Origin of the sequence: Auritidibacter sp. NML120636 (assembly GCF_003185945.1) — a bacterium.
In the GTDB taxonomy this organism is placed as follows: domain Bacteria; phylum Actinomycetota; class Actinomycetes; order Actinomycetales; family Micrococcaceae; genus Auritidibacter; species Auritidibacter ignavus.
On the sequence record NZ_QHLO01000003.1, the window covers coordinates 260403 to 281340 of the forward strand.

At 60.9% G+C, this 20938-nt stretch carries 17 protein-coding genes and 1 riboswitch; of the genes, 13 read left to right on the plus strand and 4 right to left on the minus strand.

The genetic code is table 11. The annotated features are described in order from the left end of the window. Positions 1-86: 86 nt before the first annotated feature. The 11 genes from DCC25_RS04505 (at position 87) to DCC25_RS04555 (ending at position 10533) form a co-directional block, all read left to right on the plus strand. On the plus strand, positions 87-1154 hold the full coding sequence (locus DCC25_RS04505) for an ABC transporter ATP-binding protein (RefSeq protein ID WP_199445864.1): 1068 nt from the start codon (positions 87-89) through the stop codon (positions 1152-1154). Between the two features lie 39 nt (positions 1155-1193). Beyond that, positions 1194-2297 carry an extracellular solute-binding protein gene (locus tag DCC25_RS04510; protein ID WP_199445865.1) on the plus strand — a complete coding sequence of 368 codons (1104 nt, stop codon included), beginning with the start codon at positions 1194-1196 and terminating at the stop codon, positions 2295-2297. Between the two features lie 13 nt (positions 2298-2310). Further along, entirely contained in the window at positions 2311-3981 is a 1671-nt protein-coding gene (locus DCC25_RS04515; RefSeq protein ID WP_110100741.1) for an iron ABC transporter permease, read from the plus strand. 47 nt (positions 3982-4028) lie between these two features. Next, complete coding sequence (locus DCC25_RS04520) at positions 4029-4781, plus strand: DNA repair exonuclease (protein ID WP_110100742.1); 753 nt, start codon at positions 4029-4031, stop codon at positions 4779-4781. A 621-nt stretch (positions 4782-5402) separates the two neighbouring features. Continuing rightward, positions 5403-6848 carry an NAD(P)/FAD-dependent oxidoreductase gene (locus tag DCC25_RS04525; protein ID WP_110100743.1) on the plus strand — a complete coding sequence of 482 codons (1446 nt, stop codon included), beginning with the start codon at positions 5403-5405 and terminating at the stop codon, positions 6846-6848. A 98-nt stretch (positions 6849-6946) separates the two neighbouring features. After that, positions 6947-7414: an alpha/beta hydrolase gene (locus tag DCC25_RS11730; protein ID WP_146206244.1), complete on the plus strand. Its 468-nt coding sequence runs from the start codon at positions 6947-6949 to the stop codon at positions 7412-7414. Further along, entirely contained in the window at positions 7354-7647 is a 294-nt protein-coding gene (locus tag DCC25_RS11860; RefSeq protein WP_110100744.1) for an alpha/beta hydrolase fold domain-containing protein, read from the plus strand. Before DCC25_RS11730 ends, DCC25_RS11860 begins: the two co-directional genes overlap by 61 nt. Positions 7648-7760: 113 nt before the next feature. Further along, positions 7761-7881, plus strand: a riboswitch (SAM riboswitch). A gap of 58 nt (positions 7882-7939) precedes the next feature. Then, positions 7940-8488 carry a flavin reductase family protein gene (locus tag DCC25_RS04540; protein ID WP_110098092.1) on the plus strand — a complete coding sequence of 183 codons (549 nt, stop codon included), beginning with the start codon at positions 7940-7942 and terminating at the stop codon, positions 8486-8488. Further along, on the plus strand, positions 8481-8876 hold the full coding sequence (locus DCC25_RS04545; protein WP_110098093.1) for an RNA-binding S4 domain-containing protein: 396 nt from the start codon (positions 8481-8483) through the stop codon (positions 8874-8876). Before DCC25_RS04540 ends, DCC25_RS04545 begins: the two co-directional genes overlap by 8 nt. Before the next feature lie 114 nt (positions 8877-8990). Then, positions 8991-9203 carry a cold-shock protein gene (locus tag DCC25_RS04550; protein WP_110100745.1) on the plus strand — a complete coding sequence of 71 codons (213 nt, stop codon included), beginning with the start codon at positions 8991-8993 and terminating at the stop codon, positions 9201-9203. A gap of 58 nt (positions 9204-9261) precedes the next feature. Then, complete coding sequence (locus DCC25_RS04555; RefSeq protein ID WP_110100746.1) at positions 9262-10533, plus strand: hypothetical protein; 1272 nt, start codon at positions 9262-9264, stop codon at positions 10531-10533. A gap of 18 nt (positions 10534-10551) precedes the next feature. Here the strand turns inward: DCC25_RS04555 and DCC25_RS04560 are convergent, their stop codons facing one another. From DCC25_RS04560 to DCC25_RS04575, 4 genes are all read right to left on the minus strand, one after another. Next, positions 10552-11847 (minus strand): MFS transporter, encoded by a 1296-nt coding sequence (locus DCC25_RS04560; RefSeq protein WP_110100747.1) that lies wholly within the window; start codon positions 11845-11847, stop codon positions 10552-10554. A gap of 294 nt (positions 11848-12141) precedes the next feature. Continuing rightward, entirely contained in the window at positions 12142-13263 is a 1122-nt protein-coding gene (locus tag DCC25_RS04565) for a M23 family metallopeptidase (RefSeq protein ID WP_146206410.1), read from the minus strand. Positions 13264-13483: 220 nt separating this feature from the next. Next, positions 13484-16888, minus strand: coding sequence for an aldehyde dehydrogenase family protein (locus DCC25_RS04570; RefSeq protein WP_110100749.1), 3405 nt, complete (start codon positions 16886-16888; stop codon positions 13484-13486). 82 nt (positions 16889-16970) lie between these two features. Then, positions 16971-17936, minus strand: coding sequence for a DMT family transporter (locus DCC25_RS04575; protein ID WP_110098100.1), 966 nt, complete (start codon positions 17934-17936; stop codon positions 16971-16973). Positions 17937-18233: 297 nt separating this feature from the next. Between DCC25_RS04575 and DCC25_RS04580 the strand changes: the two genes are divergently transcribed. Together DCC25_RS04580 and DCC25_RS04585 are read left to right on the plus strand one after the other, a co-directional pair. Beyond that, entirely contained in the window at positions 18234-19343 is a 1110-nt protein-coding gene (locus DCC25_RS04580) for an agmatine/peptidylarginine deiminase (RefSeq protein WP_255410752.1), read from the plus strand. A 54-nt stretch (positions 19344-19397) separates the two neighbouring features. Beyond that, positions 19398-20846 (plus strand): MFS transporter, encoded by a 1449-nt coding sequence (locus DCC25_RS04585; protein ID WP_110098102.1) that lies wholly within the window; start codon positions 19398-19400, stop codon positions 20844-20846. The last annotated feature ends 92 nt before the right edge of the window (positions 20847-20938 follow it).

The following is a 20938-nucleotide window of genomic DNA, read 5'->3' on the forward strand; positions in this document are numbered from 1 at the left end:
AACAACAGCTTCGGCTTGGGGTTAGTCATATGGCGTTTACCTAGCGTTGTCTGGCGAATAACCCAGAGCCCCTAAATTTGTACGGCGTGATTGAGACAGCCCACGCCAAAGTCCCGACCCCACCGGGGGGTGGGACGGAGGTAATTCTCTCCGGGGTGTCTCGACTTTTCAGCGATGGTACGGGTCTCCACCCCGTCGACCTACACTTTCGCCCCGGAGAATTCGTCAGCATTCTCGGACCTTCGGGTTGTGGCAAATCCACACTTCTGCGTTGCCTAGCCGGACTCGAAATTCCCGATGACGGCGCGATCACATTCGGTCAACGCACCGTCTCGGCTCCGGGCCAGAAACCAATCCCGACTAATCGACGTCGGATTGGAATGGTGTTCCAGGACCTCGCTCTGTGGCCACACCTGTCCGTCACAGACAACGTTGCTTTCCCGCTCAGGGTCTCCGCGGCACCTAAGAAGACGATCGCGCCCCGTGTCAACGAAGCACTAGAACGAGTCGGCATGGAAGAGTTCGCTCGTAAAATGCCCCACCAGCTATCCGGAGGCCAGCAACAGCGCGTGGCGATCGCACGCGCTGTTATTTCAGCACCCGAGTTGCTCCTACTGGACGAGCCTTTCTCCGCTCTGGACGCGACATTACGCGCCCAACTCGGGATGGAACTGGTAGAACTCGCCTCTCGGCTGAACCTCACCACCCTTTATGTCACCCACGACCAGCAAGAAGCGATGTCCATGAGCCAGCGCATCGTGGTCATGCGTGCAGGCTCCCTGCAACAGTTCGATACCCCAGAGGCCCTCTACCAAAAACCAGCCAACGAATTCGTAGCCGGATTCGTGGGCAGGTTCAACCGCTTGCCACAGTACGAGTCCCAGATCGAAGGCCACGTTGTGGGCGTCCGCCCAGAGAACGTCACTGTCACCGGGCCCCTTGACCATGATCCGGTCACGGAACCGGTGCACGACTCTGCAGGACTAGATCTGGAGGCTACAACGGTGTCCTGTCTGTACACCGGTGGTGGCTACCTCATTCGTTGCGAGGTCCACGGTAGCGACCCCTGGCAGGTTGACTCCACCGATCCCTACGAGCCGGGCACACCCATTGGTCTCCGTGTCGACTCTGCCCATCTCTTGCACCTTACCTAGCCTCACGCACTATCCGAACATCAACCGAGAGGAGCACCCGTGCGAGTCAGCACTCATCACCCCACCAACCACCTTCACCTGCTTGGAGCCGTGAGCCTGATTGCCACCCTGGGCCTAGCTGGTTGTGGGTCAGTCGAGGACACTAACGGCGACGGAGCAGACAACGGAACGAACAACAACGGTACTACGACGTCCGATACAACTGACAGCGACATTGGCTGGGAAGCACCTGAAGATCTAGACGGTTCAGTTACCCTCTACGCTGCGAACCCTCAGGGGTTGAACGAAGAGCTGGCCGATGAGTTCACAAAAGCCACCGGCGTTGATGTCGAGATCTATGGCGATACCACGGGATCGATCACGGCTCGTTTGGATGCCGAGTGGGACAACCCTCAAGCCGATGTGGTCTACATCGCTTCCTGGGGCCCGGCAGCCGCCTACGCCAAAGATGGTCACGTGGCAGACTACACCCCTGAATTCGCCGACAGCATCCACGAGGACTGGAGGGGCGACGGCTTCTACGGCCGTGACGGTTCTGCCCTGGCACTAACTGTTAATACCAACGCTGCCCCCTCGATGCCTGGCGACTGGGAAGATCTCACCGGCCAAGAGTTCGAGAACCTCGTGTTGATGCCCGATCCCCGCGAATCCGGCACCGCTCGCGACCTCATTGCAGCCATGGTCTCTACATGGGGCAAGGACGAGACATGGGAGCTATTCGACGAACTTTTCGAGAACGGAATGGATGTTCAAGGGGCGAATGGTCCGGCGCTTGATGCGGTCACTGCTGGTTCCTACGCGGTGGTGCTTGGCGGAGTCGATTACTCCGCCTACTCGGCCATTGAAGAAGGCGAGTCGCTCGAAGTCGTGTTCGCCGATTCGGGGACCATGGTCTCCCCGCGCCCCTTCTTCATTTTGGAGGAAGCTCCGAACCGTGAAAATGCCGAAGCACTGGTCGATTTCTTCCTCTCCCACGAGGGCCAGACCATCTCCGCTGAGCACAATATGATCCCCGCACAGCCCGAGGTACCAGCGGAGCACGTGGACTACGACGATGTCGACCTGCTGGACTACGATCTCGACGCTCTTGAAGACGAAGGTGAAGAGTTGCTCGACGAGTTCGTCTCCCGCTACTTGAGCTAAGACGAATCCTTTAATGGCCTTATCTGCACCTGAACGCCACGCTAGGAATGTGGCCACACCACTGCTGATCTTGCTGATCATTGGTGTGGCCGCACCCCTAGTCATGGTGCTCATCCGCGCGCTAACCGGCTATGGTGATCAACCATCCGCGTTACCGGAGCTCACCAATCCCCACCACCTCCGCACCCTCGGCAACACCATCGTGCTAGGTGTCATGGTAGTCGCCATTGCGACCGCCATGGCCGCGCCACTAGCGTTCCTGATGTCCTGGACCCGGATGCGCTCTCACCGGTGGATCGACGTCGTGGTCATGTTGCCCTTTATGACCCCGCCTTATGTCTCCGCCATGGCGTGGATTGACCTTACCCGCTACAACGGACTCGGCGATCAGTTCTTCGGCGCGACTGGAGGTGATCTTCTTCGGTTTATAATCATGAGCCCCTTCGGGATGGCTTTGATCATGGCCAGCGAGGTCTTCACTTTCCTATATCTGATCCTGCGCAACTATCTTGATTCTGTCCCGGCCAGCTCCGATGAGGCCGCTGCAGTCGCTGGCGCGTCCGCCGGACAACGGTTCCGCCTTATCCTCTTGCCCCTGTGTACCCCCACCTACTCGCTTGGGGCACTGATCGTATTCATCCGGGCCGCCGGTGAATTCGGTACCCCGGTGACTCTAGGAAACCAAATCGGTTTCCCTGTGCTGGTATCTGAGATCTACCGCTCTGTGACGATTAATCCGCTCGATTTTCCCACCGCTGCAGCACTGTCCAGCGTGTTGCTGGCCTTGGGGTGTACCGTCTGGGTCATCCAACAGTGGGTCTCTCGGAAAGAACACCCGTTTGGGGGAAGAGCCCAACGCCGAACCACTGTGACGCTCAACCGCAGAACAGCAACAGCTGGTTGGTTCTGGTTTGGTCTCGTCGCTGTCGTGTCGGTGGTGATCCCCTACGTCGGGATCTTTCTGGGTGCCATGACGCTCTTGCGGTCACAACCGATCACCCTGGATAACCTCACCTTCGACTACTTCGGCTTGGTGCTGCAGTCCGCCGGTGGCCAACAGGCTTTGACGAACAGCACCCTACTAGCCCTGATTGCCACGACTCTGGCTACCATGGTCGGGATAGCGACCACGCTAGCTTCGACTCGTTTAAAACACCATCCCCTCGGACGTAGCATCGACTTGCTGGCAGTCGGGCCTGATACCGTGCCGACCATCGTGCTTGCCATCGGTCTTATCTTCTTATGGAACGCCCCGTGGCTACCGGCCACCCCATACAACTCACCCGCAATGCTCGTGCTGGGTTACACGCTGGTGCTTCTGCCGATGATAGTCCAAAACATTAAAACCTCCCGAAGCACGATCGACGAACGTTACCTGGAAGCTGCAATAACCTCCGGGGCGACCGGAGTACAAACGTTTTTCCGGATTACTTTGCCGTTACTGATGCCCGGCATTATTGCCGGGTGGTTGTTAGGGTTACTACTGGCCTTCCGCGAAGTCGTCATTTCATCGCTACTGCGCCCAGCCTCCTACGAATTGCTGTCCCCGTGGATAATGAGTCAATTTGATCAAGGCTTCCGGGCCGAAGCCATGGCTATGACGGTCATCGGCGTCTTGGGCTCCGCCGGTGTTCTCGTTCTGGTGGACACCATGCGTCGCCGGTACTTCGAGAAACGAGACTGACAAACCAATAAAAACTACTCACAGGTAGCTACTAATCACTGACAAATATGACCACACTCGCACTGATCTCAGACTTGCACATCGGGGCACCGGTCAAGGGGGTGGATCTCCCTGCCGAGCAAGCCCAGGCCGATGCTTATCAGGCCATCACCAACATGAAGGTCGCGGTGCTAAATTCTGGGGCGGATGCGGTGTTATGTGCCGGCGATATCTTTGACCGTCACAACCCCAGTCCACAGGCTCTGCAAACCGCTGAGGATCTCTTCGCTTCATTCGCCGACGCCCATCTACCGGCAGCACTCATCGGAGGCAATCACGATGCCGAGTCCCCGCTACCGGCCCGGTTGCGACTTCCAGGCTCGGCCCAATGGATCGGGCAGGGCGAGCTCGGACGGTCGGGGCCAGGGACCCTAGTCTGGGAACAGTTCGGGATAGCGATCCACGGCCAATCAGTCCGCCGGCGGAATGAGACTCAAGATCTCGCCAGCGGATATCCGCGCCCTGTAAAAGGGATGTGGAATTTGGGGCTCCTCCATACCTCATTGACCGGGTACTGGAGTCACCGGGACTGCGCGCCCACAACGTTGGAGACGTTGGAGGCGTCGTGTTACGACTGCTGGGTGTTGGGGCACGTACACCGCCCCATGGTCGTGGAAACCCACCCCTTAATTGCTTACCCGGGGAGCGTACATCTTCACCGGACAGGAGAACCAGGCGGCGAGGGCTTCGCTCTACTCCACCTCACCAACCAGGATGTCCCTCAGGTGGAGTTCTACCATGTGTGGACATCCGATACCTGAGGTGAAGTGAGTCGCGTCCCGGTTCACTCGCTGTCCGCCTTGCCGTGCCCCCGACACGCTCACACAGCGTCAGCGACCATGGCGAAGTCAGCGGACTGTGCACATCTCACCATTGACTGACTATCGGTTGTCCATAAAATTGCAAGTTTGACCTGATCTGGATAAGCTCGTGGTGCGCCGATCAAGGCCAAACACACTGTGTGACAGGGGACGATCATAGACAACGAGGCAGCAATGAGCAGGACGAGCCGTGGTGCTGTTCTAGCTGTCAGTGGCCCCCATCACCCCACGACACATTCCCCTTGCCTGTCCCTTCGGCCCCGCATAACCGGAAAAACCCCGCGCCCTGCTGACCAGCTCATCTGGATCGAGCCGGTCAGCGTCTCTGCGTGTGCCCGCTGTCTTGTTCCTAGCCTTTCTGATCGGCCACCCGCTGTCGGCGGGCCGACCAGCAACGTTATTCCTCCCCAGCACGGTACTGACAGACGATGCCAGGGAATCTCTGGGCCTCGACGGCTCTTCCCCATGCTGGACTCTCCCTAGCGGGGGGAGCAACGATGAGTCAACGCCAACGCACGCATCACTGCACAGCTAACGAGACGAGGAGAAGAGGGACATCACATGTATGACGCAGTCATTATTGGAGCCGGTTTCGGGGGACTCGGACAGGCAGCGACGTTGAAGCATCACGGGATCGACAATTTCGTCATTCTGGAACGGGCCGATGACGTCGGGGGCGTATGGAGGGATAACACCTACCCGGGAGTCGCCTGCGATACCCAATCTGTTATTTACTGCTTCAGCTACGACCTCCACCTCGAAGCGTCTTCGATGTATGCTCCCGGGCACGAGCTACACGCCTATCTCAAGAATTTCACGGGGAAGTTTGGCATCCTGCCACACCTGCGTACGCACGCTGACGTCACTCAGGCGCGCTGGGATTCCGCAACGCGCACCTGGACCGTCTCGCTGAGAAACGGCGAGTCTCTACAGACTCGAGCAGTGATCTCGGCATGTGGCCAACTGGGGACCCCGTATACGCCAAACTTTCCTGGCCTCGATACCTTCGAGGGCGAGCAGTTTCATGCCTCGCGTTGGCGCCACGACATCGATCTCGCGGGAAAACGGGTCGCTTCAATTGGTGCCGCGGCCACGGCTATCCAGTACGTGCCAGAGATTGCACCCGAGGTTGCCCACCTTGATGTCTTCCAGCGCTCGGCCAATTACATTCTTCCGCGAGAAGAACAGCTCTTTGACACCCAAACACGTGAAGCAATGCACACGGATCCGGAGGTCTTTCGCGACGTCCGGGAGTTTATCTATAACGATCGCGAAACCGGTTTCTACCGGACCCTGGAGGGAACCGCTGCTTCCGAAGAAGGCAAACGGCAGGCGCTGGGATTCCTCGAACGCGAAATCACCGACCCTGAGCTACTCGAGAAGTTGACTCCGGATTTCCCCTACGGGTGTAAGCGCACGCTCCGCAGCGACGCGTTCTACCCGACGCTACGTCGAGATAACGTGGACCTGGTGACCGAAGAGATTCGAGAGGTGACCCCGCAAGGAATCATCACTGCGGACGGAGAGCTGCACGAGCTCGATGTCATCATCTTTGCCACCGGTTTCCAGCGTCAGAAGTTCATCGATGATATTGACATCATCGGAACTGATGGCGTCGATCTCGCTCAGCGGTGGGGCATCAGCCCGGAAGCTTATTATGGCATCACAGTTGATGGCTACCCGAACCTCTTCCTCGTCTACGGACCGAACACAAATCTGAACCACAACTCGGTGGTGTCGATGCTGGAAATTCAGCACGACTACATCGCTGATTTCATTAAACGGATCTCCTCCGGTTCGATGCATGCTGTCGAGGTTGATGCCGATGCGCTAGCTCGCGTGAACGAAAAGATCCAGAAAGAGCTCGAGGCTTCGTCCTATTCCGCTGATTGTTCCTCCTGGTTCAAGAACTCCGAAGGGCGCGTCACGAACAATTGGAGTAGCACCGTCGAAGACTACCGGGTTGCCCTCAAGACTCCGCACTTCCAGGACTACACGGTGGTATAGCTATGGCTCACCACGACCGCTACAAAGCACGCTAGGTTTCATCCGAGGCTCGCAAGGTGCTGGGCCCGTTCCGGGAAGGCCGAGCTCAACCCTTTCACTTGCTCGCTATTCCTGAACTTCGTGAGACCTACGAAAAAAACTGTGCGGCCGTCGGTTTTGACCAAGTTCCCGTTGCATCGGTCGACGAATTCCAGGTCAACGGCATCACGGCCCGATACTACGAACCCCGCACCGATGCCTCGGCAGCGAGTCCGGTAGCGCTCTTCGCCCACGGCGGGGGCTGGGTCATGGGTAGCCTCGACACCCACGACGGCTTGCGCCGGCAACTGGCGGTCCGGACCGGTTACCCTGTCATCGCGGTGGATTACCGTCGGGCACCAGAGCACAAATTCCCGGCCGCGTTCAACGATGTGGTGACCGTCTGTGAGTGGGTCCGAGAGGCTGGAGCACTACCTTTTGACCCCGTGGCATCTTCACCGAAGGCCTCCCCCTGGTCGATGACACAATGGACTGGTTTGTCTCCCACTACATCAGCGACCCCGACATCACATCTCATCCACGGCTGAGCCCCCTGCACGCAGAGATTGGGCCCCACTGTTGCCCGGCAGTTATCGTTTCGACTGACTTGGACCCTCTCGTCGCCGATGGCGTCACCTACGCTCACTCTCTGGTCCAGGCTGGGGTCGATGTGCAATTCCGCACCTACACGGGGTCCCCCACGGGATCTTCACCTCCGGGAGCAAATATCCCGTGGCTGATGAAGTGCTGGACGACGCTTGCCTGTTTATCCAGCGGGTGACGCACCCGCTGGAGTGCCAGGAACCGAACCCCGACCACGCATGACATCACGTGACCTATCGAATTGACCCCACAGGCTTCAATGCCTAAGCTAAAGATCATTGAGACAACGTGAATCACGAGTTTCCATCGTTGACAGCCCTGGCTGATGGAACGGCAACCCTCTTCGCGAGTAGTGGGGTGCTCCAGGTGACGATTCGGTCCTGTGGATACCCCACAGTGGCAAGTACCGCGTCCGAGTTTAGCTCATCTTCGGGGAATTCGGGGCGCACACAAAACACAGAGAGTTTGTGATGACCGCGACCAGCTTTGACGTATTTTCGGAGTTACGTGCCGACCTCACTCAGGACATCTCACCTCACAATTTGCGTCACGCCCTGGAACAGTACCCCACCGGCGTCGTGGCGTTAGCCGGATACGCTCAAGGGGTTAAAGAAGGTTTGGTGGCCACCTCCTTCACCGTCGGTGTCTCCGTGGAACCGCCTCTGGTGTCTTTTGCCATTCAGAACCACTCCCGCACCTGGCCCCGGATGCGGGAAGCCGATCACATCGGTGTCTCCATCATGGGGTCACGCCAATCTCACATCTGCGCCCAGCTGGCTTCACGCAGTAAGGACCGGTTTGCCGGATTGGACTTGCGCTATTCCGAACGCGGTTCTATTTTCCTTCAGGGAGCCGCCCAGTGGTTGGACACCTCCGTCTACGCCGAATTGCCAGCTGGCGACCACCACATTGTCCTTCTCGAAGTCCACGGTCTGGCCTCCAGCACCGAGCAAACCTCACCGCTGGTGCGACACCGCCGAGCTTTCCGAGATCTGAAGACTGCCGAAGGCAATGAGTAACTCCACTGCCACTGGTCATCCCTCAGCGGTGCGCATCGACGTCTGGCTCTGGTCGGTGCGGATGTATAAAACTCGTTCGGCAGCCACCGCAGCATGCAAAGGCGGGCACGTGAAAATTGACGGTGAATCCGTCAAACCCTCCCAAAAAGTCCACGTCGGCGATACCGTGAGCTTCCGTCAACCCGGTCGCGAACGCATTCTCGAAGTCACCGGTTTGCTCTCCCGACGCGTTGGGGCCCCGGTGGCCGTCCAGCACTATGTTGACCACTCTCCAGAACCCATACCGCGACACTTACTTGCCGTACCCTATCGCGAACGCGGAACCGGGCGGCCGACCAAGAAAGAACGTCGCCAACTAGATAAGTTACGTGGCTATAGCTCCCGCTAATCACACCAATACTGGCTCACATTCTGGCTAGAATAGTCCCTGAATTGACGTCGTGCAGATCCGTGACGTCTGGAGACAACGCTGCGGCACGCAGCAGGGAGTGAGTACTCGGCCATGCCTCAAGGCACTGTTCGTTGGTTCAACGCCGAAAAGGGCTATGGTTTTATTACCTCCGACCAAAACGATGACGTGTTCGTACACTATAAATTTATTGACCATGAAGGATTCAAGAAACTTCTTGAAGGTCAACGCGTAGAATTTGATCTTGAACCCTCCGACCGAGGGCTTCAAGCACGACAAGTCCGCGCACTATCCGGAATGCCATAAGAACTTAGCCAGCAGACCTACCGGGTCACACCGATTCGAGAGCCCCCAAGGAGTGAGAATGCGCACGGTGAAATCGTCGTGGCGTCTCGTTGCGCTCACGCCACTCTGCCTCGCCTCCCTCGTTGCTCCCCTCACGCTCACGACGCTTCCAGCCACCTCTGCGCCCGCCGAGACACCCGGTGCCACACAGCAACCCAGCACCCCCAGTGGCGAGCCCCATCTGCAGCCCGGGACACGCTCGCCGACCACCGAGCTGGTCGATGACTCTGCCTCACCGACAGAGCAGTCCTCACCCAATGAGCCGTCCTCTCCCACGAGCGAGCAGAGCAGTCGCGACCCCACCGAATCATCCTCAGCTGATCCCGACGACAAGATCACGTGTCAGTCGACCTCGACCACTAAGGCCCCGGTCACGATTACCTTCACCGGACTGGCTAAGGGAGACGAGATCAGCCAAGCTCCACCCACTATCACCGGGACGGTACGGATCACTGAACCCCGTGTGGTCTACTGGCCCAAACGCGGTGACCTCCGCCAGGAAGAGCTCAATCTGCAGGTCACCCGCGACGACGAGGTTATCACCACGTGTTCGGTCACCGTGGGCCCCTTCGATCCGTCCGACAGTCAGTCGCCAAGTGCTACGTCGCCTCCCTCCCCCAGCCAGGACCCTTCCCCCACTTCCAGTCCCGGACCAGGAACCAGGCCGAGTGATTCTGGAGGACAGCAACCTGATGCTCCTAACACCCCGAGACCGGGCCAACCCGACCAACCGGAAGAACCCGCGCAACCGGAACAACCACCACAACCTGGAGAACCGCACCAACCAGGTCAACCCCAGCAACCGGGCGGGCCCCCTCAGCCCGGCGCCGAGCAACCAGACGGCTCGGGTGGGGCCCGCGACACGGGTGGCGGTGAGCCCGACATCAAGCAGACTCCGAGCCCCGAGGACGTCCCGGAGGGGAGGGGTTATGTCGCCTCCGGACCCACCGGAGTCATCCACGATGCCTTTGGCCTCGGATCGGATCAGGGCGCAGCCTTACGACGCCCGCCACAGGGCGCCTATGTCGAGCCCTCTGAGCAACGCTCGACAGCGCCGGCGATGTCCTGGGACGAGATTGAGAACTCCGTCGAAGAACGTGAACAAAAGCAATTGAACGAACAGGCTGAGCAGAGCGAAGAAACAGTCCCGCTGACCCGTCAGAACTCACAGACCTGGGTCTGGATCGTACTGACCCTGGGGCTACTGGTCGTGGCCTCAACGGTGGTCTACTTCGTGATAGCCTCCCGCCACCGCGACCACGGTCCCGGCAATGAAACCCAGGCTACGTAACAGCCTGGAGCACACTCGTTAGTTATTGCGGTCGCATTCATCGGGATCTGGTCCCCATCGCCTCAATCCCAGTCGTTCGGTAGCGGAGACCAGCAAGAGCGCACTGGCGCACCAGATCCCACCGGCCGGACCCCAGGGAGTCGCCACCAGCCCGGCCACCAGCGGGATGAGGACTTGTCCAACACGGTTACCCACCAGCCGCAGGGCCAGGGCCGGCGAGCGCCAGTTGAGTGGTACCGCCTGGGAGATCTGGGTCATGGTCAACGGTTGGCCCAAGCCCAAGAAGACCCCGCCGATACTGATCAGCACGCCCGCGGCTACAATGCCTACCGCAGTATCGTTCAGCACCACCGGCACTAAGGCTACGGCGATCCCGGAGATCCCCACCGCGCCAATCAGCACCGTATTGCGGTAGACGTGACGGGTGACGATGGGCAGGAACACTCGGGAGATCACCGAGGCTAGCCCCCGAGCTGACAACAGCGCCCCGATAACCAGCGGCGAGACGCCGAGGCTTTCGCCGACCAGTGGCATAAACGCCACGAGAATGTCGATCATCGCCAGCATGGCCAGGGCAGCGAACATGTTCGAGGCGATGCCTGGGACCCGAAGAATCCGTAGCGCCGTGGGTTTGGTGCCTGAGATCGGCAGGCTCCCAGTTTGGGTGCGCTGGTCGCCCTCGTTGCGGGGTCTGGCTACGGAGTCCTGGTCGGACGAGGAACCACGTAGGCCGAACAGTAGGGGAACGGCCCCGAAGCATAGCAGGGAGCCGACCCACAGAGCGGTGGTGATCTCGGAGGCTTCAGCCCGAGATCCCAGGATGAGCCCCGACAGGAACGGCCCGAGCATTTGCCCGGCCGAGAAAGCGGCGGTAAACAGTCCGAACCCTAAATCCATGACGGTGGCCGAGGATCGGCGCGAGACCACTGATTGGCCGGCGAGGGTGAACATCAGGTGGCCCACCCCCAGCAATACTGAGCCGGCGAAGACCCCGATCAACTCGGTGGCTGATCCCAGCACGGCCCCGCCGGCGCCCAGCAGCACCGTGCCACAGATCATGATCCAACGGATATCGCCGATAACGCTGGTGGCTCGGCCCAGTGGCATGGCGAGCACGAGGGGCAAGATGGCGTAGACGGCGGTGGTGGCCCCGATCTCGGTTTCACCGTATCCGAAAGAGAGCAGCTGATAGCTGGTCACCGGACGCAACAGTTGCACCCCGGTCTGGGTGAGCACCGCCGCAACGACCAACACCCACAACCAACCGGGAGCGGAGCGTGGCCGGTCAGCGGGGCGGGGGACGGAACGGGGCATGGTGTTTAGTCTAGGACGAAGACTCACAAGGCTCACCCTGTCCGGTGGTGGTGGGGTGAGCGATCATTTGGGTGGGCCTACCAGGACCGTGACGATCAGCGGTATCCACCAGCCGAGTGCGGCGGTTGCTACCACCAGAGCTCGTTCGGAGCCGAGGAAGATCAGCCTCATCTGGGCACAGCCGGACCAGCGGTGAGCCAGCTGTCCTAGATTCCAGCGCCCAGAGCGTAGAGATCCCGTCGTTGCAAAGTGGTGTGAGTTCAAACGCAACCGGGAGGATCGCCCCGTGGTCTTTTAGTCGTTCGATGTGCCGGGGACCGAGGTCGCTGCGGCAGCCTTCGTTTCCGTCGGTTGCGTGGGCGTGGGGCGCTCGGCGGGCGGGGTGGTGGGCCGGGATGTCGGGGTCGACCGGGAGGGCCGGGGAGACGGGGCCGAGGACGAACGACTCGGGGTGCTCTGTGGTCGGCTCGGCGATTGCGAGCGCGAGGGGGCCTGCGTCCGAGACGGTGCCTGTGAACGCGAGGATCCGCGCGAGGGTGCCGAAGACCGAGACGGCGCAGAAGAGCGAGACTCCCGGGGGGTCGAACTCGGTGCGGCGCTCGGTGACGGTGAAGCGGATTCCGATGGGGAGGCGGACTCGCTGGGTTCCTCCGACGGGGAGGCGGACTCAGTGGGTTCGTCCACCTCGTAGAGTCGGCGCAGTTCTTCTTCGGTCATCGCCCGTGGCTGGTTTGGCACGGCCGGCAGGTAGTCGGCCGGATCGACCCAGCGACCGTTGACGATGACTTCGAAGTGCACGTGGGGGCCGGTCGAGTTTCCGGTGGACCCGGCGGCTGCGATCAGTTCACCGCGGGAGACCCGATCGCCGACGCGCACGGCCAGCTGGGAGTTGTGCGAGTAGGCGGTGGCCACACCGTGACCGTGGTCGATTTCCACGCGCATCCCGCCGGTGGGGTGCCAGCCGGCGAAGCGCACCGTACCGTCCGCCGAGGCCCGTACCGGGGTGCCAGACGGCACCGGGTAGTCCTGGCCGATGTGGAATTGGAAGCCGGGGCCGGTGGGGTTCTTCCGCATGCCGAACGGTGAGGAGATGCGGGTGGAGGCCACCGGATGAGAGAGTTTGATATCGCCGGGTAAGGATTTGATGCCACCGGCTCCGGCCTGCTGGATATTGATGCCGGCAGCGCTGAGGGTGGCTTCATCGTAGGCCGGTCCGCCCAGTGGAGATAGCCCCAGTCGCATGGAGGCCAGAGTGGCCCCCATCTCGACCGAAACGTGGGTGGAGGCCAGTGGCAGAGCCGTATCGATCGTTGAGACGGTGCGTTGAGCATCGCCGTCGGCTTTGGCCGAGGTGGCCGGGGGATCGGCGATTACGCTGTAGCTGATCGCCACCGCTGAGGCGAGGGTTGCGGCCACCACCGCTACCGGCCGCGTCCAACGGTTCGTCGCTGCTACCCGTTGTTGACGACGGGCTTCTGCCCGTGTTGTTGGCGCATTTTCCACGACGGCGACCTCGCTGTTGCAATATTCAAAGGTGTGAGTAACCGGTGATGCCTAGCTCAACATACGAGGGTTAGCGTATGAATAACGTGAGGTGTCTTGCCGGTAACGTTGCTCCGTTGCGGTGCGGGTCGCGTCAGTTCTCCCGCACTTCACGACTGCTCAGAGACGATTTTTCGTGCACAAATGGCATCATTTCCAGCCGGGATGCACTCACGACAGGACGGTGCACCAGCGTCACCGGGGCTTCGGCACCGCGGGCGTGCAGGATTGCGCTGGCAAGCTGGTTTCCGTGGGCTTGGGCCTCGGGGGTGGAGTGATCGGTAATCAGGCGAATCCGGGGTTCGGCAGTGATCTGGGGAATCAAACGTCCGCTGGCGGTGGCCCGTTCGGGTGCGGGCTGTTTTTGGAGGCTACGCCGGAAGCTACTGGCGTCTTCGCACCGGTAGGTCACGGTGGAATCCAGGTCCAACAGCTGGCGCAACTGCTCGGGTAGGTCGTGGGGCACTGAGACGGTCATGGTGGCACCGATCGCTAACCCTGCAGCGACCACGCGGAGCAGGTGTTGCAGCGGTCCGGTTTCCCAGCGGATGGTCACCGGTGTGGGTTCGGCCCAGGCTTCGACGATGATCCTGCGCTGTCGTGGGAGCCCGGCCGGGGAGGCTACCTGGTGGGTGCCCAGCAGTGTTTTTAGCTCGCGGGCATCCGAGCGGGCTGCTTCACTGACCCAGTCGCTAGCCACACCATCGGCTTCGGCCGCGGCCAAGAGGCGTTGCACCGCGGTGGGTAGACCTGCCAGTGCGCTGACCAAAGCGGAGGGTTGAGATTGTGGGGTGGTGCGGGCAGCGTCGTGCCACGTCATGAACTGGTTGAGCCAGGAGCGGGCGCCCAGGGCCCCCAACATCCCGGAGGCGGAGTGCTTCACCCCAGTCAGCCCGAGGATTCCAGGGCGGATGCGGTTGATGGGCGCGTTGTAGAAGTGGATGGGAGCATGAATCTTCTCCCGAAAAACCCGTTGAGAGTGCTCATCGGCGGTGTGGATGCCAGCACTGAGACCGTAGGGAGTCATGTTGATGATCTCGATAGCGTCTTCCACAGTGTCGGCCTCCATAATTGACAGTACCGGACCACGGTATTCGCTGATGTGGGCATCCGAGCCCACCCGCACTCCGGCTCGCAGTCCCGGCGAGTAGAGCCGACCGGTGCTGTCCTGCTCGGCTGGGGCCAGCCACCAGGATTCTCCGGGCCCTAATTCGCGCAATCCGCGGTTGAGGGGTGTGGCCGGTGGTTCCACGAGTCGCCCGAGGTGAACCCGCGGATCGGTAGGGTATCCGATTTCGAGGGATTCGGTGGCATCGACCAGCTGGTTTTTGAATCGTGCGGAGCCGGTCATGGAACCAACCAGCACCACGAGCGAACACGACGCTGGAGTCTGTCCGGCGGTGGTGAAGGCCGAGGTGACCACATCGGCCACCGCCTGGTCAATATCGGCGGTGGGGGTAATGATCATGGCGTTTTTCGATGAGAACCCGGAGATCAAGGGCATATCGGGTTTCATGATCCGCAATCGGTGGGCTGCGGTATCGGGCCCGAAGTGCACGACCGTGGCCCACCGCGGGTCGGTACAGAGCACTCGACCCAAAAAGTCCTCGTCGCCGGCCCGGACCACCGCGAAATCGACGAGACGCTCGGCCAGGGTGCGCTGTAGGATGTCCACGCTCACCGCGGTGGTGCGAGCCGTGAGCGGGTCGGGCGAGATGACACAGCCTCCGCCGGTGAGATAGATTGCCGTCACCACGCCGAAGACTTCGACCAGCGGATGGGATCGGCCACTGAGAACCAAGGTCGGGGTGGCCGCAACAGGGCGGGCACCGCGTAGCGCGGGTAACTGTTGGGCAACCGTCTGGTTCCACCGGACCGCATCGATGGCGTCACCGTATTCTTCCACCGCGTCGGTCAGGGTTCGTCCGGTTTCCGAACATAGCACCTCCAGCAATTGATCGCGCTGGGTATCCATGGTCGCGATGAGCTCATCGACAACAGCCACTCGCTCCGAGAGATGGGAGAGGACATCCGGTTCGGGGTGCTGATCTTGCTGATCTGGTCGCTGTGCTGCAACAGCCCGATCCACGACGGCACGCACATCATCTGGCGTATTCAGCGTGTGTGCCGTTACCGATGGTGTCCCGAGCTGAGAGTCGGGCAGGCAGGCAAGGATCTGTCGTCCGGCGCGTAACTGCTGCAGAGAATCCTGATGGGGGTACACCGGCCGGGTCTGGAATCCGAAATAGGGCCCGTTCAAGGGCTGTTGGTCCAGGCCCGCAGCCACGTCACCGTGCAGGAGGCGGTGGTACAGGGCCCGGATAATCAGCCGGGTATCGGTCTGCCACACCAGCAGACCATAGCGCCGTACCCGGTGGTGTTCGGCCTGTAAGTGCTCGACCAGTTCAGCGGGTACACCTCGCATCAGCTCGGTAGTCACCGATCCACCGGGGTGCAGGCGTGCTTCGAGGTCGTAGAGTTCGGCCAGCCGGTGGAGTTGCTGGGTATCCCAGGGGTTGACCACCCGGATCCGCAGATCTGCCCGCTCCATGATCTCAGGGGTCATGACGTGCTGAATCCAAGCTGACCAGAGGGCATATGACTGCTGGGCGCCGCTCAGCGCGCGGTGGTCGGCGGTGTTGAGCCGGATGACTGCCCGGTGGCCGGTGGCGGTATAGACCCGCTGGAGGACCGTGGCGAAGCGCTGGTGTAGCTCGGTCAGCTGTGTCGAGCTGGTGGTATCAAAGGGCGTGGGCAGATCGAGGCCGAGCACTAGTCCGCGCAGCTCTTGGCGTTCGCACAGGTTCAGCACCAGGTGCTCGAGCACCGTGAGCTGAAAGTCGTGCTGGATCTTGAGGAAGACCGCCCGCGGTTCCCAGGTGTCGTCGGGGTGCTCTGAGGCCTCGGCCCGGTTCGTGCTGGCCAGTAACTCCAGCAGTGGTCCCAGCACCGTTTCCAGGTCGCGGATGGTTTCTTTGAACGCCCAGTGCGGGGCCGGAGCTAAGACCTCGGCCAACGGGACGGTAACCGAGCCCCACGCCGGTCGGTCCAGCAGCACCCGCAGACGTTCCACGCGTTTGGCAGCCTGCGACCGGCCGAGCACGCTAGCTTCCATAATCTGCAGGTCGGCACCGGGGGTCGGCTCGGTCTGCGGGGTATCAATGACAGCATCCAGTCCTTCGGCCATCACGTTGATGATCTGGTTGCGAGCATAGCCGGGTGCGCGCCGGGCAAAGCGGGCGGCTGTTTTCAGTGCCGCCTCGACGTTTTCGGGCCACCCCTGGCGTGGGCGAGACCTCAGTTCGGTGATGGCGTCGACGGTTTCACCCGGGTCATCGGGGCGGATCACACGATGGAGGAGTTCGCTAAAAACCTCGCGGTCGGTATCGGTGGCTAAGGTTTGCAGAATCGTCGGCAGGGGCTGTTGGGTGGTTTGCGCCAGGGACTGAGCCCAGGCCTGGACCGACTCGTCCGTGATGGGATCCTGTGATGGGCTCACCTGTGCACCGTCCCTTTCTCACCGTGTGTCTTGTTTCATTCTCAACAACTCCTCGGCAAACCTCAAGATCGCTCGGTACGGCTCAGCCGACGAATTCGATGACCGCGACACCGCTGAGCATCACCACTAAGGTCAACAGTTGTGCGGGCACGAAAGGCTTCTTGGCCGCGTGGAAGAGACCGAAGGAGTCGATGATCAGTGAGCCGATCAACATGCCGGTTTGCAAGAGAATCATCGTAGCCCCAGCACCGAGTAGCGGCACCAGCACCGCGGTGGTGTAGATATAGATGGCCCCGATCAGACCTCCGATCCAGATCCACCAGGGGTTGCCCTTGCCGGTGGGGTCGGTGAGTTGCAGTCGCGGGCGCAAAATGATCAGCAAGATCAACAACCCGACGAATCCGACGGTGAAAGAAATCAGCGCAGATTTCACCGGCGACCCCAGCACCTCACCCAAGGTGCCGTTAACCGCGGCCTGAAAAGCGTAGAGCAACCCGATGCCCAGACCGGCCAACAATAGCAACACCTGTCTGGTGCTCTGACCGGCCATCGGATCGTCATCGGCCATCCGTTGCAGGTTGCGTTGCAACCTCAGACTAGCCCGGTTGCCCAGATATACCGTGGCGATGGCGCCAACCAGTACCAGAACCATTCCCACCACGCGCAGCGGGGTCAGCCGGTGGTGGGGTGCGTTAAAGAGTTGAAAGTGATCAACGAGCGCGGCGGTGAGAATCTGACCCACCAACAGCGAAACCGTGGTGAGCATCGCCCCGAGGTGCGGGATCAACAACACGATAGACGTCATGCCCACCATGCCGAAGGCACCGCCCAGCCAGATCCACCACGGATGTTGAGTTGCTACCCCGACGAGATCGAATCCGATACCGCCATCGGCAATCAATGCCAGGATCGCGAGCCCGGCTGTCCCGACGCCAAAGGAGATCGTCGACATCACCCATGGCGATTGGACCGCAACGCGCAACCTGGCGTTGATGGCGGCCTGTGCTGGCATAATGCATCCCACGAGCAGGCCCAGCAGTATTGTCATTATTCCTCTCTTCTATTGTGACTTCTCTGGTGTTTTCTGTTGTGTGTGGTGTGCCTTATCTCTGGTGCGCGCTGTGAGGTCGAATGATCAGCAACGATTGAGCGTTGCACACTCACCAGGTGTACACGCAGTGAAAGTAGCCCGAGATGACTTAGATTAGCTAGTCTAGAACGGCCGGGTGTCGTGAGATTAGCCCCGAGGTCACGAGACGTGAAACAGCCCCGGCACGGGTGTGAATAAAACCCCGTATGATGGTGGACATCGGGCCATTTTTCGACGGCGACAAGGTGGGTGATGATGCAGTCCGCGCAGCGTACAAGCGCGTGGGAACTTGTTCCTGAATCAGATCCGGTTGAACGCGTCTGGATGGCTTTCCCACCCTTGAACTCCCTGAATGCCACCACCAGCTGGCAATTGTCGTCATCCCGTCGGCTCTGGTCCCGGGTCGCTGAGACAATTCACCGCACCGTTCCGGTGGCGATGTTGGTGGATCCCGCCGACGGGGAGACCGTTGATACGTATCTGCTGCGTGAGATTCCTCGCCTGCACGTGCCACTAAATAACGCACTTTTGGGTCGAACCGGCCCCAGTTTTGTGGTCTCCGATCCCCCCACTCCGCGCCGGTCCGGACGTCCCGGACGCAAACGGGTCACCATGATTGACTGGACCTTCAACGGCTTCGGTCGCGCCCCCGGGGTGGAATACCGGCTCGATGATATTGCTCCGGGCACTATGGCCGAAAAACTTGGACGCAGCGGGAAGAACTTCCCCCGTCAGCTGTCGCTAATGGTCGCCGAAGGTGGCTCCTGGGTTAGTGATGGCGCAGGTACCGCCATCGCCTCCGAACAACTGCTCACCGACCAGCGACGTAACCCCGGTTGGAATCACGACACCGTAGAACGCGAATTGCACCGGCTGGCCGGGATCAACAAAGTCATGTGGATCCCGCAGGGCCTCACCCGCGGTTCTGGCCGGGGGCGTACCGGCGGACATATTGACCACCTGGTGAACTTCATTGAGCCCGGCACCGTGGTGTTGCACCAGCAAAACGACCCCTCCCATCCCGACCACCGCATCAGTGCAGAGACCGAGGCCCTGCTGTCCCAGCAAACTGATGCCTCCGGCCGTCGGCTCTCGATTATCCCCATCTCGGCTCCACAGACCCATTCGGACGCCCTGGGGCCGGTGAACTGGTCTTACTTGGATTTCCGAGTGCTCAACGAGCTCTTGCTGGTTCCGCGTTTCATCGACCCTGCCGACCACGAAGCCTTCGAGATCCTCGGTGAGCTGTTCCCCGAGCGGGCGCTGACCCCGATCATGGCCCAAGAGCTCTTCGACCGACGGGCCAGCCTGCGTGCCATCACCCTCCCCCAGCCTCGGCCCGGCATCGCCCAGACCGTGCGCTAACCGTCGAGCCCCGTCCCCGGAATCCTGAGCAATACCGTGTCCTCAGCACCCTCAATGACGACCACCCAGAAACAACTTCTGGCGGTGGTGATGGTGCCAATGTTTATGTCTCTGCTGGCGGTCTCCAGCATCAACGTTGTCCTCCCCTCCCTGTCGACCACCCTGGATGCCACCACCTCCCAGATTCAGTGGGTACTCTCCGGCTACACGCTGGCCTTTGGTATCACCCTGGTCGCCGGCGGACGGGCCGGCGACATCTACGGACGGGGCAAACTCTTCGTCGCCGGAGTCTCCCTGTTCGGCGTCGGCTCTCTGCTCTCGGCCCTAGCACCGACCGGGCTGGTGCTAGACGCCGCCCGCGTGCTCACCGGAATCGGCTCCGGTCTGCTCAACCCCCAAACCATGGGCTTTATTCAGCAATACTTCCGTGGCCAACAACGCGCCCGAGCTTTTGCGATCTCCGGCAGTCTGATCTCGGTCTCGGTGGCCATTGGCCCGGTCCTGGGCGGCACCCTGATCAGCCTGGCCGGGCCCGAATGGGGCTGGCGCTGGACCTTCCTCGTCAATGTCCCTATCGCCATCTTTGCCGTGATCTTTGCCCGCTGGTGGTTTCCCGCCTCGGCCTGGCAACGGCCCGGCAGCACCGCAGATGTCGCCCCACGCGCCCACCCCGACCTTGACCCGGTCGGGATGATCACCCTAGCAGTTGCGGTGCTGTTGATCATGTTGGCCTTCATCGAACTCACCGAAGGCTGGTGGGTGGTGCTGATCCTGGTCGCCGGTCTGCTGGCCTTCATCGGCTGGCTGGGTTGGGAACACCATTACCGCCGGGCCGGCCATGACCCGATGGTCAACCTCGACCTGTTTCGCATCCGTGGCTATCGCAACGGCGCGTTACTGATCGGACTGTACTTCACCGGCTCCACCTCGATCTTCGTCAGCGTGGCGATGTACCTGCAGGCCGGGATGGATTTCTCCGCGCTGGCTGCCTCACTGATCGGTCTGCCGTCGGCACTGATCGGCGCCTTCTCGGCACAGCTGGGTGGCAAACTCGTGTTGAACGTCGGCCGCAAACTGGTCGCGATCGGGATGGGGATTGTCATGGTCTCGATGGCACTCACTGCCGGTGTGGTCGCCGGTCACCTGGTCTGGGGCCTGAGCCCGTGGTGGATGATGCTGGCGCTGACCATCAGCGGGATGGGACAAGGCCTGGTGGTCTCCCCCAATCAAACCCTGACCCTGATGGATGTGCCGGTCCAGAATTCTGGGGCGGCGGCCGGGGTGATGCAGACCGGCCAACGCATTGGCACCGCGATGGGTACTGCGCTGATCACCACCATCTTGTTTGAGCTCTCCTCAGCAGCCAACTGGGACGTGGCTTTTATGACCGCCCTGGCAGTGATTGTCTTCTGCATGGCCGGCGCCAGTATGGTCGCCCTGCTCGATCATCGCCGGGCACTGCAGGAAAGAGCCCCGGCCGACGACAGCCCCTCACCCCGGTAGCACGCCGAGCTGACAGGCGGTCTCGCTCACATTTTTTGGAGTCTGTCCACCGCACGACGTAGCCTAAAAATGCTGAACCGCTGGGGCATGCG

Bases quoted from the DNA above. Each gene is read 5' to 3' on its own strand.
- DCC25_RS04555 (WP_110100746.1), top strand. From the start codon at position 9,262: ATGCGCACGGTGAAATCGTCGTGGCGTCTCGTTGCGCTCACGCCACTC.
- DCC25_RS04515 (WP_110100741.1), top strand. From the start codon at position 2,311: ATGGCCTTATCTGCACCTGAACGCCACGCTAGGAATGTGGCCACACCA.
- DCC25_RS04550 (WP_110100745.1), top strand. From the start codon at position 8,991: ATGCCTCAAGGCACTGTTCGTTGGTTCAACGCCGAAAAGGGCTATGGT.
- DCC25_RS04545 (WP_110098093.1), top strand. From the start codon at position 8,481: ATGAGTAACTCCACTGCCACTGGTCATCCCTCAGCGGTGCGCATCGAC.
- DCC25_RS04560 (WP_110100747.1), bottom strand. From the start codon at position 11,847: ATGCCCCGTTCCGTCCCCCGCCCCGCTGACCGGCCACGCTCCGCTCCC.
- DCC25_RS04520 (WP_110100742.1), top strand. From the start codon at position 4,029: ATGACCACACTCGCACTGATCTCAGACTTGCACATCGGGGCACCGGTC.
- DCC25_RS04580 (WP_255410752.1), top strand. From the start codon at position 18,234: ATGCAGTCCGCGCAGCGTACAAGCGCGTGGGAACTTGTTCCTGAATCA.
- DCC25_RS04585 (WP_110098102.1), top strand. From the start codon at position 19,398: ATGACGACCACCCAGAAACAACTTCTGGCGGTGGTGATGGTGCCAATG.
- DCC25_RS04575 (WP_110098100.1), bottom strand. From the start codon at position 17,936: ATGACAATACTGCTGGGCCTGCTCGTGGGATGCATTATGCCAGCACAG.
- DCC25_RS04540 (WP_110098092.1), top strand. From the start codon at position 7,940: ATGACCGCGACCAGCTTTGACGTATTTTCGGAGTTACGTGCCGACCTC.
- DCC25_RS11860 (WP_110100744.1), top strand. From the start codon at position 7,354: ATGGACTGGTTTGTCTCCCACTACATCAGCGACCCCGACATCACATCT.
- DCC25_RS04525 (WP_110100743.1), top strand. From the start codon at position 5,403: ATGTATGACGCAGTCATTATTGGAGCCGGTTTCGGGGGACTCGGACAG.